The sequence below is a fragment of the Dermatophilaceae bacterium Sec6.4 genome (genome assembly GCA_039636865.1).
Classification (GTDB): Bacteria; Actinomycetota; Actinomycetes; order Actinomycetales; family Dermatophilaceae; genus Allobranchiibius.
Window position 1 is genome coordinate 1,596,878 of sequence record CP144172.1, and the last position, 16,636, is coordinate 1,613,513.

A 16,636-nucleotide genomic window follows, 5' to 3' on the forward strand; every position below is an offset into this window, starting at 1 on the left:
AAGTGCAGGAGATTCCACCATGCATTGCCCCTTCTGCCGACACGATGACAGCAGGGTTGTCGACTCCCGTTCCAGCGAGGACGGCACCTGCATCAAGCGGCGTCGTCAGTGCCCGAACTGCAACAAGCGCTTCTCCACCTTGGAGACCACGAGCCTGACCGTGGTCAAGCGTTCCGGAGCCAGCGAACCGTTCAGCCGCCAGAAGGTGCTCGTGGGCGTCCGTAAGGCCTGCCAGGGGCGCCCCGTCACCGAAGACGATCTGGCCCTGCTGTCCCAGCAGGTCGAGGAGTCGATCAGGGTGCAGGGTCTGGCCGAGATCGACGCGCACGATGTCGGCCTGGTCATCCTGGAGCCGTTGCGCGCACTCGACGAGGTCGCTTACCTGCGGTTCGCTTCCGTCTACCAGGCCTTCGATGACCTCGATGATTTCGAGTCGGCCATCGCGCGGTTGCGCAGTGAGCGGTCAGTGGCCGCGTCCGACGAGCCCCACAGTATTGATCCAGCCCATCACGTTTCAACGGAGGAAACCGCATGACCGAGACCACCGGCTCACGGACCGATGCCGCCCGCGCAGAGGCAGGGGTGCACATCGAGCGCATCTTCACCACGCCGGGGGTCCACCCGTACGACGAGGTCACGTGGGAGCTTCGCGATGTCGTCCAGCAGAACTGGAAGACCGGCGAGACGATCTTCGAGCAGCGTGGGGTGCTGTTTCCCGACTCCTGGTCGCTGAACGCCTCGACCATCGTGACGACCAAGTACTTCCGCGGCGCGCTCGGGACCCCGGTTCGCGAGACCAGCCTCAAGCAGCTGATCGACCGTGTGGTGCTGACCTACGTCAAGGGCGGCCGTGACCACGGTTACTTCGCCAACGATCAGGATGCGGAGATCTTCGAACACGAACTGACCTGGGCGCTGCTGCACCAGGTGTTCAGCTTCAACTCCCCGGTGTGGTTCAACGTCGGCACCAAGAGCCCTCAGCAGGTTTCGGCCTGCTTCATCCTGTCGGTCGACGACTCGATGGACTCCATCCTGAACTGGTACAAGGAGGAGGGCTTCATCTTCAAGGGTGGCTCCGGCGCCGGCCTGAACCTGTCGCGCATCCGCTCCTCCAAGGAGCTGCTCTCCAGTGGTGGCACGGCCAGCGGCCCGGTGTCGTTCATGCGCGGCGCCGATGCATCCGCGGGCACCATCAAGTCCGGTGGGGCCACCCGCCGCGCAGCCAAGATGGTCGTGCTCGACGTGGACCACCCCGACATCGAGGAGTTCATCAACACCAAGGCGCGTGAGGAAGACAAGATCCGCGCCCTACGCGATGCCGGCTTCGATATGGACCTCGGCGGCCGCGACATCACCTCCGTGCAGTACCAGAACGCGAACAACTCGGTGCGTGTCAGCAACGAGTTCATGCAGGCGGTGCAGGACGGCACCTCCTTCGGGCTGCGCGCCCGCTCCACCGGCGAGATCATCGAGCAGGTCGACGCGCGGGAACTGTTCGGCAAGCTGAACAACGCCGCGTGGGAATGCGCCGACCCGGGCATCCAGTACGACGACACGATCAACGACTGGCACACCACCCCCGAAAGTGGTCGGATCACCGCGTCCAACCCCTGCTCGGAGTACATGTCGCTGGACAACTCCTCGTGCAACCTGGCCTCCCTGAACCTGCTGAAGTTCCTGCGCGAGGACGACACGTTCGACACGGCGAGCTTCCAGAAGGTCGTCGAGCTGGTCATCACCGCGATGGACATCTCGATCTGCTTCGCCGACTTCCCGACCGAGGCGATCGGCCAGACGACCCGCGACTTCCGCCAGCTGGGTATCGGCTACGCCAACCTGGGCGCGTTGCTGATGGCCACCGGCCACGGGTACGAGTCCGAGGGCGGCCGCAGTATCGCCGGCGCCATCACCTCGCTGCTGACCGGCGCCGCCTACAAGCGATCCGCGGAGATGGCGGCGATCGTCGGCCCGTATGCCGGGTACGCCCGCAACTCCGATGCGCACCAGCGCGTCATGCGCAAGCACCGCAGCGCCAACGACGAGCTGCACACCCTGGACACCATGGACGGGGAGATCCACCGGTACGCCACCAAGGCCTGGAAGGACGTCATCGACCTGGGCGCGGTCCACGGTTACCGCAATGCACAGGCCTCGGTGCTCGCGCCGACCGGCACCATCGGCTTCATGATGGACTGCGACACCACGGGCATCGAGCCGGACTTCTCGCTGGTCAAGTTCAAGAAGCTGGTCGGTGGCGGTTCGATGCAGATCGTCAACCAGACGATTCCGCGCGCCCTGACCAAGCTGGGTTACCAGAACGAGGCGATCGAGGCGATTGTTGAGCACATCGCCGACAAGGGCCACGTCGTGAACGCGCCTGGTCTGAAGCCGGAGCACTACGAGGTCTTCGACTGCGCGATGGGTGAGCGGCCGATCAGCGCGCTCGGCCACGTGCGGATGATGGCCGCGTGTCAGCCGTTCCTGTCGGGTGCGATCTCCAAGACCGTCAACCTGCCCGAGGACGCCACCGTCGAGGACATCGCGCAAGTGCACCTGGAGGGCTGGAAGTCCGGCCTGAAGGCACTGGCCGTCTACCGCGACAACTGCAAGGTCGGTCAGCCGTTGTCCGACGGTGGTTCCACGGCGAAGAACAAGGCAGCCGCCGCAGCGCAGGCCACGACCGAAAAGATCGTGGAGTACCGCCCCATTCGCAAGCGGATGCCCAAGCGTCGCAACTCCCAGACCACGTCGTTCGCGGTCGGTGGCGCTGAGGGGTACCTGACGGCCGGCACCTACGACGACGGTCAGATGGGTGAGCTGTTCCTGAAGTTCGGCAAGCAGGGTTCCACGCTGGCCGGGATGATGGACGCGTTCTCGATCGCGGTGTCGATCGGCCTGCAGTACGGCGTGCCGCTGGAGAGCTTCGTGGAGAAGTTCACCAACCTGCGCTTCGAACCGGCCGGGCTGACCGATGACCCTGACGTGCGGATGGCGCAGTCGATCATGGACTACGTGTTCCGCCGGCTGGCTTTGGACTACACCGACTTCGAGACGCGTTCGTTCATGGGCATCCACACCGCCCAGGAACGAGCCCGCCAACTCGAGACCGGTTCGTACGCCGAGTCCACCGACACCGATTCCGATGAGGACCTCGTGGGGGAATTGGAGTCCTACTCCCAGTCCGCGGCGGAATCCTCCAAGCGGGTGGAGCCGGTCATCACGCACGCCGACATCACCCATGGCGACATTGCCTCCGGTGCTGGTGCGGCCAACGCCCGGGTGGTCTCCAGCGAGATCCACTCCTCGGCCGAGCTGATGGAAAAGTTTCAGGGCAAGGCTGCGGACGCGCCCATGTGCATGACGTGCGGTACAAAGATGCGCCCGGCGGGTAGCTGCTACGTGTGCGAAGGCTGCGGCAGCACCTCCGGTTGTAGCTGAAGTAGAGGTACTGCACCCAGGTCTCCTGCAGGGTCGGCTGTAGTCCAGCTGACCCTGCGGGTCTGAGGGTGGTGCGGGAGCCTGGCGCGTGCGACGGGTGTGGTCTGCGGGGTTGTGTGCAAGTCTCACGCGACCACCAGATGTTAGGGACCGCACTTGTCGATGCCACTTCCGCCGGCCACTACGACGCTGACCCGGCGGTGTCGACCACCTGGGTCCAAGACCAGGGGAATGTCGGGTCAGTTTTTGGTGGAGTCACCTGTCGACGCGTTGATATGCCATATCTCGAAGATGTGCTTGCGCTGCGCGGCGCTGGCGTAGCCGGTGTAGCTCACGCCCTGGCGGGGGTTTCGCGCGGCAATGCCACGGTGGGACGCTGGATCGGAGACGAACATGACGAAGCCGATTTGGTCCGGTCCGAGATAGCTGTCCTCGAAGATCAGGTCGCCGGCTCTTTCCTGGCCCGGCTTCACCCGAACGCCGTGACCAGAGGCCAGCCAGTTCCGCTGTTCCTGGGCAGTTCTGGGGATCTTCACACCGATCCGTGCGTAGGCGGCCTGCACGAAGGATGAGCTGTCCCAGGTGTCTGGTCCGTCGGCGCCAAAGCTGTACGCACGTCCGACCTGGCCGCGGGCCCAGGTCATCACACCAGCGGTCCGTGCCGGTGTGGCCGCATCGTTGGACGTGTTGGTGCAGGCTGTGCCGGCGGGCCCGGCGGCATACGATGCGGCGTAGTAGAGCACGTCGTTGACGTACCACGTCGCGTGGTTGTAGCGCAGGAGCGCCGCCCGCACGCCCGCCGCACCGTCCTTGACTCCTGATTCGCGCAGCAGGTGCGCCGCAGAGTAGACACTGTCGGAGTTGTTGTGGATGTCAAGCTTGCCGTCACCATTTCCGTCGACGCCGTAGAGCGCGAAGGTGGCCGGTAGGAACTGCATGAGACCCTGCGCGCCAGCAGTCGACTCGTGGTTGTTACGACCTTGCCCGGTCTCTTCCATGCCGACCCCAGCAAGCAGCGGCCAGGGCACGCCGTACTTCTGACCCGCCGCGACGTACAGATCCATGATTGCGGCCGGCACCGGCAGCGATTGTTGGGTGAGGCTGTCTCTGCGTACCGACCCGGGCGACGGGAGCGTAAAACCGGCAGACACTGCCGTTGTCGATGCCGAGCCGTTCAGTGCCGCCCTGTGCTGGAGCATAAAGGGCACCGGGTTGACCGGTTTACCGTTGACGTGGACCTCGAAGTGCAGGTGGTCCCCGGTGCTCTCTCCCGTGGAACCCTCGACGCCGAGCACCTGACCCGCCGCGACCTGGACACCCGCCTTGATACCGGAGTCGATCCGCGCCATGTGACCGTAGAGCGTCTGCACACCATCCGCATGCCGCAAAGTCACTTCGTTGCCCAGCCCACCGTAGGGGCCGGCATGAACCACGGTGCCCATGTCAGCCGCCACCACCGGCCCCGGGCCGGGCAGCATCGCCAGATCTACGCCGGCATGCAGTCGGTACGTATGGGTGATGGGGTCGGTCCGGAACCCGAAGGGGGAGGTGATGTCATATCGCTGCTCGACCGGCGCGCGCCAGCCGATCGGTCCTGACCCACAACTGGTCCCGGATTTGCTGGATGCCGAGGCCGACGCTATTGGCACCACCAGGACCAGCGCAGTGGCCGGGACCATCGCGACCGGCCGAATCCATGCTCTCAATCCCGTTGACCCAGTACCCATGCCACCCCCCTCTGTTAACCGTCATCATAGAAGCGACAAAGGCTCGACGGGTGGGTTTTGCGCATCCTCGTACCGCCCTTGATGAAAATGTTGACACCTCTGGCGGGATCGTAGAACGGCACAATCCGACGGCTCAACACTCGACACTGGCGGGGTCGCGGACGGCCCGTCTGCGGATCGCCTACCGACTTTGAAGGTAATCCTGTAGCGCGCGCTACTCGAGCTGCTCGCCGGTGATTCTGCGCGTCATCGCGCCGGCAACGCGCGTGCCTTGCAGCTTGGCCTGATCGGCTCGCGCGCCGCAATGCCGCTCATCGATGGTGCGGCACCACAACTGCAACCACCGCGCGAAGTGGGCCGGCGTCAGGTCCGCCTTGGCATGCAGCAGCTGGTGGGGCCGAAGTGCGTTGCGCTTGTAGGAGCCGGCGCGGAACAACACCGTTTCCCAGAAGTCGCAGATCACCGGAAGATGGACCTCCAGATCCATCTGCGCGATGTCGAGGAACACCGGGCCGATCAGGTCGTCCGCAAATGCTCGCTGATAGAAGTCACGCAGCAGAGCGACGACCTCCTCATGAGTGTCGATGTCGTGAGGTCGGTCCGTCATGCGGTCATCGGGCACCTGGGTCCGGCGCGGTGGCGCGGCCGGCGGTGACTGCCTCGCCGTCGAAGAGCGAACGCACCTGATCGGTGGTGTCGGGTCGGGACAGCAGCATCACCTGATCACCGGCGGCCAACGACACCGCGCCCAGTCCGAGCAGCATCGCGTCTCTACGTCGTACCGAGATGACGATGACGCCGCTGGGCAGTACTTCTTCGTTGAGTCGGTGCCCTACCAGCTGCGAATTCTTACCCACCTGCACCTCGAGCACACCGCCGTTGGCGGACACTCGCGAGATCTGCCGGGCTTCCTTGCGCTGCATGGAGTCGTAGGAGCGCACCACGTCACTGAACGCGACGATGCCGCGGACGGACCGATCGTCGTCCAGCACTGTCAGCCAGTGCGTGTCGGCCGGCATCGCGTCGATGGCCTGGTCCAGGGTCGAGGTGATCGAGACCGAGGGCGCGGTGGCGTCAACCTTGCGCGCCAGGGTGGCCGAGGGGTCCTTGCCGGCCGGTTCGAGCAGTTCGGCCATCGTGACAGTGCCCAGGAACCTGTCGTTGGCGTCGATCACGGGAGCTCCGGGAGCGCCGACCTGCGACAACTGCTGCGTTGCGTCGCTGAGTGTGTCCGTCTCGTGCAGCACCAGGCGCGGGGTGGCCATCGCGTCGGTGACTGCGATCCGCCCGAGGAGTGGCAGGCCTGCCCTCAGGCGTGCCCCGGCTGCTTCTTCGCGGTTGGTCAGCTGCGACTCGTAGATCGTCTGGTCGTAGTGCCGGACGATCAGGTAGGCGAGCCCTACAGCGACCATCGCGGGCGCCAGGATGGTCAGGTTTCCGGTCATCTCCGCAACCATCAGCATGATTGCCAGTGGTGCTCTGGCGATGCTTCCGAAGCAGGCCATCATGCCGACGATCACGAACGGTGCCGGGCTGGTCGGGACGCCCGGTGCGAAGGTCTCCAGTACGCGCCATACGGCGGCTCCGGTGAAGGCGCCGATGACCATACCGGGTCCGAAGATTCCGCCGGACCCGCCTGTGCCGATGGACAGCGACGTCGACAGGATCCGCGCGAACGGCAGCAGCAGGATGATCCACAGGGGGATACCGAGCAGTCCGTCGCGGGTCAGCGAAATCTGCACCCAGCCGTAACCGGTGCCCAGTACCTGGGGGATGGCGAGGGCGAGGATGCCCACGAGCAGCCCGCCGACGGCCGGCTTGATGATGGTGCTGCCGGGTAGCCGCTTGACCAGTTTGACCGTGCCGTAGAACGTCTTGCTGTAGGCCAGTCCCACGAACCCGGCAATGATGCCGATGACTGCAAACCAGATAAGCTGGACCGGTTGGTGGAACTGGTAGCTGGCGCCGGCGAATCCGAACATGGGGGAGAAGCCTTCGAAGAATCCGAAGACGGTGTAGGCGACGATCGAGGTCACCAACCCGGGGATCAGTGCCTCGACCTCGAAGTCGTCCTTGTAGACGATGTCTGCGGCGAGCACCGCTCCACCCAACGGTGCGCCGAAGATCGCGCCGATACCCGACCCGATACCTGCCGACACCGCGATCCGGCCGTCCTCGGGGGACAGGTCCAGGGTGCGGGCCAGCAGTGAACCGAATCCCGCGGAGATCTGGGCGGTGGGGCCTTCGCGTCCGCCCGATCCGCCGGAACCGATGGTGATGGCCGAGGTGACGATCTTGACCACCACGACGCGGGCCCGGATCATCCGTGGGTTGCGGTGCACGGCGTCGATCGCGGCGTCCGTGCCGTGGCCCTCGGCTTCGGGCGCAAGTTTGGTGACCAGGAAACCCGAGACCAACCCGCCACCGCCGACGACCAGCGGGATGGCCCACCAGCGGGTGAAATGGCCCGATCCGGCTCGCCCGCCTTCGGAGATCGGGGTGGGGTCCATGTATCCGCCGATGCCGTACAGCAGCAGATCGCCGGCCGTGCGCAGCGCAATGAAGAACACCACGGCACCGAGGCCGGCGATGATCCCGATCGCGGCTCCCAGTACAACCCACTTCTTGAGGTAGCTGGCGCGTCGCACCCACGCGCCGGCGGATGCGCCGACGGATCGCAGCTGCATCTGAACGAGTGTCATCGTGTTTTTTCCCTGGTGCCCGGTGCGGCTTTGGTAGGTGGAAGTGGTCGAGAGTCCCTGGTGCGGTCACTGGCGTGTGCTGCCTGCACCAGCAGGGTGAGTGAGGTGGCGAGCTGGGCCTGCAGCTCCACCGGTATGGCCGCCAGCAGCGCGTTGATCTCGGTGGTCCGCTGGGCGGTACTCGCCTCGATCAGCGCCCGACCCTCGGGCCGAAGAGTCAGAATCACCTGACGTCGGTTCATGGAGTCGGTGCTGCGGTCGAGTAGTTGTTTGCCGATCAACCGGTCGCACATCCGGGTTGCGGTGGAGGGTACGACGCCGAGTGCGTCGGCGAGATGGGCCACGGTCATCGATTCGTGCATATTGATCAGCACCAACGCCCGGAACTGAGGCATTGTCACCTCGTGTTCAACCCCTGCGAGCGCGTTGGCGGCCACTGCCACGAAGACTCGGTTCGCCGCGAGCACCGCGTCCACGATGTCGGCCTGACCGGCGAGCACACTGGCGGTTTCGTCGCCATCCAGCTCGAGGGCGACAGGGTCATCGGACGCAGTTGGTGGCACATTCACATAGGAAAGCATAGTGCAACTATTGCTACTGACACGCAAATGGTGGCGGTGGTGACCGGTGTCACGGCGCCGAGTGATCGTGGCCCTCGAGTAGCCGCGCTCCGGCGAAGTGGTGCAGCAGAAGCTGCGTCAGAGATGCCGGACCCCGGTGTCGTGCAAGAGGGCCGCATAACCTTCGCGGTAGGTGGGATAGGTGAACACGAATCCAGACTCGCGTAGCCGGGTGTTGCGGCATCGTTTGCCTCGACGATGTTCGGTGCCGATAGGCGCGGGGGCTGCTACCGGCACCGGTAGTTCGAGCCTGGCCGAGAGGTACTCGATGATTTCGCGCCGGTCGACGGGGTTGTCGTCGACGCCGATGTATACGGTCTCAGGCCCGTCCTGCCTGGTCATCAGGTGCACGACGGCTGCGGCGGCATCGTCGCGGTGGATGAGGTTGACGAACTCCGGCTGGTCGGAAACGGGCTGGACGCCGTCCCGGACGCGGTCGATCAGTCGAGTCCGACCGGGCCCGTAGATGCCCGCGAGGCGCAGGATCGTCGCACCGGGGATCCGCTCGAGCAGGGCTTCTTCTGCTTCGCGCAGCACGACTGCCGTTGGCGCCGTGGGTTCGGCCGGAGTGCACTCATCGACCCAGGACCCGTCCGAGACACCGTAGGTCGCGGTTGAAGATACGAACAGGACGCGCGGAAGCACAGTGCAGTCGCGTTGAATGGCCGTCGTTACGCGGCGAACACTGTGGACGTACGCCGCACGGTAACCCTCGACGCTGCGCTCATCGGGGCTGATAGCGATCACCACGATGTCCGTGTCCGCAGGCAATGTCGGCACTTCGGTGGACAGGTCCACCGACTGTCCTTCGATCGGCGGCGGCAGTTTGGCGCTCGAGCGTCGCAGGCCCATCACGCGATGCCCCAGAGCAGCCAACCGCAGTCCGGTTTCGGTACCGAGGTCACCGCAACCTGCCATCACAACAGTCATTTCGGCCTCCTTGCCGCACCGCATCGGGGCCGCCGGTTGCCTGGCGGACTTCATTCTGTGCATCACAACACATGGCCCCACCGAATGATCAAACCTGGTATTCAACCACATGACGCAGCACCGAGGCTCCACAAACGCAATATATTGCGGGTGACCCCGGATGGTAACAGAGATGAACTCCCACAAGGTCGTTCGTGGAATGCTTCAACGAACTTGACCAAACCTTGAAGGTTTGTTGTCACCCTACTGACCACCATGTGGGAGGGTCATGACCGACATTGCGGACGCAGGCATCGTGCCGCCGGCTGCGCTGGAGCTCACCGCAGCGGACCGGCTGTCAGCGGTCGGTTCCTGGGGTAGCGGCGCTGCGCTGCCTGCTCGCGGTGAAGGCGTACACACGCGTGACTGGATGAGGCCCTACCTGGTCGCAACCGTACTCGCTGATTTGATCTGCGCGCTGCTGTGTGGCGCGGCTGCCGTGGTGGTCTCGGGTGCTGTGCCGCTTCGGGGCCCGATCCCGCTGCCGTACGTGGTGCTCCTGGCTCTCAGCCCGTTGGCCTGGGTCGGGACGGTTGCGTCGTGCCATGGCTACGAGCGCCGCTTCCTCGGGGTCGGGGCGGAGGAATACCGCGCTCTGATCTCCGCGGCGATCCGGCTGCTGGCCTTGTCGGCGTTCGTGTCCTACGCCATCTACACCGACCGCCCCTATCTGTCCCGATTTTTCGTCCTCGTCTACTTCCCGACCCTGTTGGGCGGTGCGCTCATGGCGCGCTTCATTCTGCGCAAGCAGCTGTACCGGGCCAGATGGCAGGGGTTGGCCTGTCAGCGTGCGGTAGTGGCCGGCCGAGGCTACGCCGTAAGGGACCTGGTTGCCGACCTGCATCGAGAGACTCTGCACGGCATCCGTCCCATCGCGATCTGCACCACTGAAAGCATCGAACTGGTCGGTGGCGTCCGCCGAGAAGGGTCCGTGCGCGACACGGTTGAGGTCGCGCGCAAACACGCCGCTGACGTCGTCGTGGTGGCCAGCCCGTCCGACCTCGACGGGGTCGAACTGCGGCGCCTGTCCTGGGAGTTGGACGACCTCGGTATCGAACTGATCGTGTCTCCGGGAGTTGTCGAGGTGACCGGGCCGCGGATGTCGATTCGGCCGGCCGCGAACCTCTCGCTGTTGCACATCGAGCGACCCGCGCTCCATGGTCTCAATGCGGTGACCAAGGCAGTCTTCGACCGGGTGGTGGGGGGCCTGTTGGTTCTCCTGCTCGCGCCACTTTTCCTACTGGTCGCCCTGTTCATCAAGGTGCGGGACGGTGACTCCGTTTTCTTCCGGCAGACGCGGGTCGGGATTGACGGGCGGAATTTCACGATGCTGAAGTTCCGGTCGATGGTGCCGGACGCCGAGAGTCAACTCGCGAACTTACGTAGCGACGCCGACGACGGCAACGGTGTGCTCTTCAAGTGTCATGACGATCCACGTGTCACCCCGATCGGCAAGGTGCTACGCCGCTACTCGCTCGACGAGCTGCCGCAGCTGATCAACGTCATGCACGGTGACATGTCGATCGTGGGTCCCCGGCCACCACTGCGGTCCGAGGTCGACGGCTACGGCGCCGATGCAGTTCGGCGGTTGCGGGTCAAACCGGGGCTGACCGGTCTCTGGCAGGTGAGCGGCCGCAGCAACCTGACGTGGGATGAATCGCTGCGGCTGGACCTGCGGTATGTCGACAACTGGTCGATGTTCCTGGACCTGCAAATCCTGTGGCGCACAACACGCGCCGTTCTACGCGGAACTGGCGCCTATTGATGCCAGTCAGCCTTGACCACAACAAGATCGGAGTTCACCAGGTGATCAATCTCGCGGTCGTCGGGCTCGGCAAAATGGGGCTGTCTCATTTGTCGATGGCCCGCGCCCACCCCCGAATCAACCTTGCGGCAATCTGTGACTCGTCCGGATACGTCCTGGACGTCCTCAACAAATACACGAAAGTCCCGGTCTTCACCAGCTTCGACAAGATGCTGGCCGAGATGCAGCTGGACGCCGTGATCATCGCCACGCCGACCCACCTGCACGCACCGATGGTTCGAGCCGCGCTGGATCGTGGTCTGCATGTCTTCTGCGAGAAGCCGTTCTGCCTCGATGGAGACCAGGGGCTCGCGCTGGCAGACCTGGCGCAGACCCGCGGCCTCGTCACGCAGGTTGGCTACCACAATCGTTTCGTCGCCTCGTTTCGAGAGGTGAAGTCGCTTCTGGACCAGGGGGCGATCGGGCAGGTAAACCGGGTGCTTGCCGAGGCGTACGGGCCAGTTGTGCTGAAACCGAGCGGCGGCGGATGGCGATCGAGACGTGCCGCCGGAGGTGGGTGCCTCTACGACTACGCGGCGCACCCGATCGATCTCGCGAACTGGTATCTCGGATCGCCGATCGGTGCGGGCGGGAGCGTACTCAGCAAGGTTTTTTCCACGGAGATCGACGATCAGGTCTCCAGCACGCTCTATTACCCAGGTGATGTCAGCGCGCAGGTATCTGTCAGTTGGTCGGACGAATCTCAACGAAAGATGTCGACGAAGCTGAGCATCTGGGGCACGCAGGGAAAGATCTCGGTAGATCGACAAGATCTGAATGTCTACCTGCGGGATGGGGCGAGGATTCCCCCCGGGTACTCCGCCGGTTGGAATGTGCGGTACACGACTGAATTGACGCCTCCGGTGTGGTTTTACTTACGCGGCGAGGAGTACAGCGCGCAGATCGACAGCTTTGTGCACCGTGTCGAAGTGGGCGAACTACGAGGCCTCAACGATTTCGGCAGCGCCATTGAGACCGACCGGGCGCTGGCCCTCATTCTTGCCGATTCACAGCGCGGCGGGGCAATGGCCTCTCCTGTGGCTGCCGATATACCCGCGCCCAGCGCGCGCCGATGGAGAAGTCGAGTTTCTAGATGACAAGAGGTATGCAGATGATTGACACGAAACAGGCCCCGGCCATTGATCGGCTGATGCTCGGGGACAACCAATTCTTCGGTATAAACCACATGTCCGAAGATCGAGCGCGCGCGCAGACTCTGCAGTTTCAGGACATCGAGGCCATCATCCAGGTGATCGATGCGGCCTATGACGAGGGCGTTCGGACCTTCATGTGTACAACGCATGATCGGGTGTCGCTGATCTGCGACCATGTGCGGGCTCATCCCGACCGTTACGAAGGGATGTCGTTCGCTCCTTCCATGCCCTATGCGCACAAGTACGCGAACGCCGTCACCGACTCCGGCATGCTCGGCGCGATCAGGCGCTTCCTACCCCAGGAGGGCATGCTCAACGCTGCCTTACGCGGCGGCCGATCGCTGGCCGGCAAGGATATCGAGGGTGTCACAACGTTACTGGTCGATGCCGAGATGTCGATGTTCAAGGGCCTGTCGACGCCCGTGATCTTCCTGCAGAACGTGGTCGTGGATCTCCTGCTGGGGCTTGGATTCGACGACGCGTTTGCGATCTTTGCTGATCACATCCGCAAGCGGTACAACGCGGAGCCCGGTTTCATCACCATGAACCTGCCGATGCTCCTGGACACCCTCGACCGCGTCGGCGTCGAGAACCCGATTGTGTGCTCCAACATCAACAAGATCGGCTTCCGCATGTGCGGTGGAGTTGATGCCTACGAGGATGCGTTGCGTAACCGCCGCTTCCGAGCCGTCGCAATGTCGATCTTCGCATCGGGCGCGATCCCGCCCCGCGAGGCATTGGAATGGGTCTGCGAACACGAGAATATCGAGTCCATCGTGTTCGGTGCGTCGAGCCGCCGGAACATTCGGGCGACGCATGATCTGGTTGATGAGCTGTGGAGGCCGAGTCGTGTTGGGGTAGGCGGGGCGTTGGCCTCTCTGGCTACCTAACCGGGCCCTTCGCACTTGAGGGTCCTTCTCGTCCCACCCTCAAGTGCGAAGAACCCTTGAACGCTGTGCGCCCGTCCGGTACTCGAGATCACGCGTACTCATTGTTGAACCGCCGCTACCGGGGTTCCGTCGGTCCACACATTCCCGGTGTAGACGGTGCCAGGGGCGCTGGTGTTGATGGAAGTTGTCGGGCCGTAGTGACCACATTTGCCGTATGGACCTTTCTGGAAAACGTTGTTCGTCATCACCACGTTGGTGGACACCGGGTATTTCTTGCCCGGCTGGTAGCCGCCGTAGAGGCAGAACGACGGATCGGGCCCACCGAGCATCAAATTGCGGTCGATGATCACGTCGTTGACCTGCGCCAAGTCCCCGAAGAGCGCCACGTCCGCGGTACAGCCATCGCCTTGTCCAGTGGGTGGGTCGCAGGCGATCGAATTGTGCCGCAACAGAATGTGGTTACCGCCACTGGTCAGAAACCCCTGGATGTGCGCCCCACCATAGGAGCGTTGCCCATGCAGGTAGGAGTCCTGCACGTCACAGTTGCCACGGCATTCAACCGAGTCTTTTCCACCGGAGATGTCAGTTCGTCTGATGACCAGGTTGTACTGCGATTTTGGGGAGGTCAGGTTGTAGGAGATTGCGGCGCTGAACGTGGATTGGTTACCTGCGAAAATGTTCGAGTCGGTCACCGAGACTGTGCCTGGCCAGTCCGCTTCCACCCTCGGCAGCTTCGAGTCACTGATCACGAACGACCCGTTGTAGGCGAGCAACGCGTCACATTTGGCGGTGACGTCTTTGGCCGTGATGGTCACCGTCGAGTCATCTCTGATGGTGCACGGACCGGTATATGGTGCCAGCGTCGTACCAGCGGGAACACCAGTGTTCGACCCATTCGGGTAGGCGGATCGTTGGTAGGCGCCAGGTGCCGTCCTCGACGGAGCCGGCTGACGGGACTGCGCCTCGGCACGTGGGGTGGTGGCCGAACCGGACCGTGGACTGCGGCTGCAACCAGCGACGAAGGTCACGGCCGAAACGAGCAACCCGATGGCGATAGCGATCGCGATCCAGGCTGTGCCGCTGTGTTCCCCACCAGGCCTCCACCGGGCCGGATCTAGCGTGCGCACGCCGTCGACTCGTGGAGGTCGTCCGATACACGCGTTGAGTCGTCGCGCTCCCAAACTTGCGCATCCGCAACCGGGCGGCGTGCACGCACCGCGGCCCAGGCAGTTACTACGACGTAGACCGCTGCTGCAGGTGCGAGCCACGGATGAGGAACCACGACGTCCCGCAGCCAGGACATCCGGTCAGCAGCACGGACAGGGGCGTCGACCATACCGTCCCGTGCGGCTGCGCGCATCGCGGCGTTGCCCCGCCGAACCCTCACCAGCCGATTCACCAGGTCGCGCATATGCAGTGGAGTGGCGATCTTCGTGCTCACTGAAGATACGAGGCATCGTTCCTCGGAACGGAACTGCGCATCTAGGAAGAGGTCATCGGCAATCATCTCCGGGAATACGTCGAATCGGCGACGACCTTCCTCGGACAGGGCAATCAGTCCACGCCCGAACAGGCCGTTCTCGAAGGCCGGCAAGCGGCTGCTGACCGCGTAATATGCGCGCACCGACAGCGGGCGGCCCCGCACCTCGAGCTCCCGGCGTGGATAGGCCGCCAACGGTGGATCGGTGGCATCGACGAGGGTGTGCTGCAGGAGGCGAATGCCCGCTGCTGTCACCAGAATGTCGGCGTCGAGGTAGATCCTGGGATAGCTGCCAACCGCAGCATCACCCGCGTTGAGCGCACCCGCCTTACCAGGTCGAGCCAGCTCAATCACGTGTACACCGGTTCGCTGGCGCGCAACATCCGCAGTGCGGTCGGTGCACCCATTCGCCACCACGACAACTTCGAACTCCTGCGGCCGTGAGCCGCCCAGTAGCCCGTCGAGGCAACGACCGATCACCGCGGCTTCGTTGTGGGCCGCTATCACGATGCTCGTCACGGCGGTCATCCCTTCGTACGCTCATCGGATCAGGCCCTGCGTCACCGACTGCCGGATGCTTCGACAGCCCGGTCACATCCACACCTGCCCCGGATGTGACCGGTGTGGCGGACGCTCTCGCTCCAGATGATGCAGTAACAAATGCTTACCCTGCCGACTTATTGATCGACATGTTCAGTTCTGCAGATGCGCGGCAGCTCGGTGCTGTCGCACGTACCGTGGCCAGCGTGCCAAGGGACGTGAGATCGCGCGCCGTCAGCGTGCATGCTGTGTCGTACGGCCAGTTACCACCCGATGTGTTGGCCGCATGGCGAGGATTTCGTGATGCCGACCCGGCGTTCGACAGTCCGTTCTTCCACCCCGGCTTCGCGCAGGCTGTCGATCACTGTGGTCCGGCCGTTACCGTCGTCTTTGGTCGGGACCGTTCCGGCGATGTCGTGGCAATCTGGCCGATGCACAGGCGTGGCCGGGTCCTCCGACCGGTTGGCTGGCCGGCTGCCGATTTCCAGGGACCCATCGGTACTGCCACGCTGGCCCCTTCCTGTGTCCTGTCCGCCACGCGCGCATCTCTGCTGCTGTTCGACCACCTCACCGACAGCGCACCCGCTGTGAGGGCCGAGGTGCAGACCTGGCGCCCCTCGCCCTTTCTCGACACCACCGGCGGCCTCGAGGGTTATCTGACCCGCACGTCGAAGTCCGGTCGCTCGAACATGACTCAGGCTCGCCGACGCACTGAAAGTGCGACCCGCGATATCGGCCCGCTCCGCTTCACATCCGACTCCACGTCCGATGCTCTGCTCGATCAGGTCATCGCGCTCAAGCGGCAGCAGTACAAAAAAACCGATGCACGCGACTACTTCGCTCAGCCGGAGCGAGTCGACCTGATGCATCACCTGCTCGCGTTGCGTAATACCTCGTTCACCGGTGTGCTGTCGGCCGTTCACTTCGGAGAAACACTGGTCGCAGCTCACTTCGGTATCCGGGCGGACAATGTTCTGCACTGGTGGTTTCCGGTGTACGAACCTGAGTTTTCCGGGCTGGCACCGGGATGGATTCTGCTCCGTGAGCAGGTAGCTGCAGCGCCGGACCTCGGGATCACCCGCATCGATCTCGGTCGCGGTGAGGACATGTTCAAGCGCCATGCGAAGACCGGCGAGGTCGCTGTGGGCGAAGGATTTGTCTCGGCCTCGCGCATCGTGCACACCGGACTGGCATCACAACGAACCGCGCGGGAATGGCTTCGACACAGTGAACTTGCACCAGGTCTCAAACGTGTCGCTCGTGCGCTCGGGCGCTGACTTCACGGGCCGTCCGCCCCCTGTCGGCACGATCA

The 16,636-nt window shown here is 64.0% G+C and carries 13 protein-coding genes; 6 read left to right on the forward strand and 7 right to left on the reverse strand.

Annotated elements, in window-relative coordinates; translation table 11 throughout:
- Positions 1-19: 19 nt before the first annotated feature.
- On the forward strand, positions 20-535 hold the full coding sequence (nrdR, locus tag V3G39_07815; GenBank protein XAS77927.1) for a transcriptional regulator NrdR: 516 nt from the start codon (positions 20-22) through the stop codon (positions 533-535).
- A complete protein-coding gene (locus V3G39_07820; protein XAS77928.1) occupies positions 532-3,438 on the forward strand; it encodes a vitamin B12-dependent ribonucleotide reductase in 2,907 nt (968 codons plus the stop codon). The genes nrdR and V3G39_07820 overlap by 4 nt, the downstream gene beginning before the upstream one ends.
- Before the next feature lie 239 nt (positions 3,439-3,677).
- Here the strand turns inward: V3G39_07820 and V3G39_07825 are convergent, their stop codons facing one another.
- The 5 genes from V3G39_07825 to V3G39_07845 form a co-directional block, all read right to left on the reverse strand.
- Positions 3,678-5,117 carry a peptidoglycan DD-metalloendopeptidase family protein gene (locus V3G39_07825; GenBank protein ID XAS77929.1) on the reverse strand — a complete coding sequence of 480 codons (1,440 nt, stop codon included), beginning with the start codon at positions 5,115-5,117 and terminating at the stop codon, positions 3,678-3,680.
- A 262-nt stretch (positions 5,118-5,379) separates the two neighbouring features.
- A complete protein-coding gene (locus V3G39_07830; protein ID XAS77930.1) occupies positions 5,380-5,772 on the reverse strand; it encodes a group III truncated hemoglobin in 393 nt (130 codons plus the stop codon).
- A gap of 4 nt (positions 5,773-5,776) precedes the next feature.
- Positions 5,777-7,852, reverse strand: a complete 2,076-nt coding sequence (locus V3G39_07835) for a chloride channel protein (protein XAS77931.1) — start codon at positions 7,850-7,852, stop codon at positions 5,777-5,779.
- Between the two features lie 11 nt (positions 7,853-7,863).
- Entirely contained in the window at positions 7,864-8,436 is a 573-nt protein-coding gene (locus V3G39_07840) for a MarR family transcriptional regulator (GenBank protein ID XAS77932.1), read from the reverse strand.
- A 129-nt stretch (positions 8,437-8,565) separates the two neighbouring features.
- Positions 8,566-9,417 carry an NAD-dependent epimerase/dehydratase family protein gene (locus tag V3G39_07845; GenBank protein ID XAS77933.1) on the reverse strand — a complete coding sequence of 284 codons (852 nt, stop codon included), beginning with the start codon at positions 9,415-9,417 and terminating at the stop codon, positions 8,566-8,568.
- Positions 9,418-9,685: 268 nt separating this feature from the next.
- On the opposite strand from V3G39_07845, the gene V3G39_07850 reads away from it, so the two are divergent.
- The 3 genes from V3G39_07850 to V3G39_07860 are packed head-to-tail and all read left to right on the forward strand — an operon-like array spanning position 9,686 to position 13,304.
- Complete coding sequence (locus tag V3G39_07850; GenBank protein ID XAS77934.1) at positions 9,686-11,221, forward strand: sugar transferase; 1,536 nt, start codon at positions 9,686-9,688, stop codon at positions 11,219-11,221.
- The gene (locus V3G39_07855; GenBank protein ID XAS77935.1) at positions 11,221-12,357 is read left to right on the forward strand and encodes a Gfo/Idh/MocA family oxidoreductase; all 1,137 of its coding nucleotides are present in this window, start codon (positions 11,221-11,223) and stop codon (positions 12,355-12,357) included. Before V3G39_07850 ends, V3G39_07855 begins: the two co-directional genes overlap by 1 nt.
- A 14-nt stretch (positions 12,358-12,371) precedes the next feature.
- A complete protein-coding gene (locus V3G39_07860; protein ID XAS77936.1) occupies positions 12,372-13,304 on the forward strand; it encodes a hypothetical protein in 933 nt (310 codons plus the stop codon).
- Between the two features lie 98 nt (positions 13,305-13,402).
- Here the strand turns inward: V3G39_07860 and V3G39_07865 are convergent, their stop codons facing one another.
- Entirely contained in the window at positions 13,403-14,119 is a 717-nt protein-coding gene (locus V3G39_07865; GenBank protein XAS77937.1) for a hypothetical protein, read from the reverse strand.
- A gap of 299 nt (positions 14,120-14,418) precedes the next feature.
- Positions 14,419-15,303 (reverse strand): glycosyltransferase, encoded by an 885-nt coding sequence (locus V3G39_07870; protein XAS77938.1) that lies wholly within the window; start codon positions 15,301-15,303, stop codon positions 14,419-14,421.
- A 227-nt stretch (positions 15,304-15,530) separates the two neighbouring features.
- Between V3G39_07870 and V3G39_07875 the strand changes: the two genes are divergently transcribed.
- Positions 15,531-16,601, forward strand: a complete 1,071-nt coding sequence (locus tag V3G39_07875; protein ID XAS77939.1) for a GNAT family N-acetyltransferase — start codon at positions 15,531-15,533, stop codon at positions 16,599-16,601.
- Positions 16,602-16,636 lie beyond the last annotated feature (35 nt).

Bases quoted from the DNA above. Each gene is read 5' to 3' on its own strand.
- nrdR (XAS77927.1), top strand. From the start codon at position 20: ATGCATTGCCCCTTCTGCCGACACGATGACAGCAGGGTTGTCGACTCC.
- V3G39_07820 (XAS77928.1), top strand. From the start codon at position 532: ATGACCGAGACCACCGGCTCACGGACCGATGCCGCCCGCGCAGAGGCA.
- V3G39_07825 (XAS77929.1), bottom strand. From the start codon at position 5,117: ATGGTCCCGGCCACTGCGCTGGTCCTGGTGGTGCCAATAGCGTCGGCC.
- V3G39_07830 (XAS77930.1), bottom strand. From the start codon at position 5,772: ATGACGGACCGACCTCACGACATCGACACTCATGAGGAGGTCGTCGCT.
- V3G39_07835 (XAS77931.1), bottom strand. From the start codon at position 7,852: ATGCAGCTGCGATCCGTCGGCGCATCCGCCGGCGCGTGGGTGCGACGC.
- V3G39_07845 (XAS77933.1), bottom strand. From the start codon at position 9,417: ATGACTGTTGTGATGGCAGGTTGCGGTGACCTCGGTACCGAAACCGGA.
- V3G39_07850 (XAS77934.1), top strand. From the start codon at position 9,686: ATGACCGACATTGCGGACGCAGGCATCGTGCCGCCGGCTGCGCTGGAG.
- V3G39_07855 (XAS77935.1), top strand. From the start codon at position 11,221: ATGCCAGTCAGCCTTGACCACAACAAGATCGGAGTTCACCAGGTGATC.
- V3G39_07860 (XAS77936.1), top strand. From the start codon at position 12,372: ATGATTGACACGAAACAGGCCCCGGCCATTGATCGGCTGATGCTCGGG.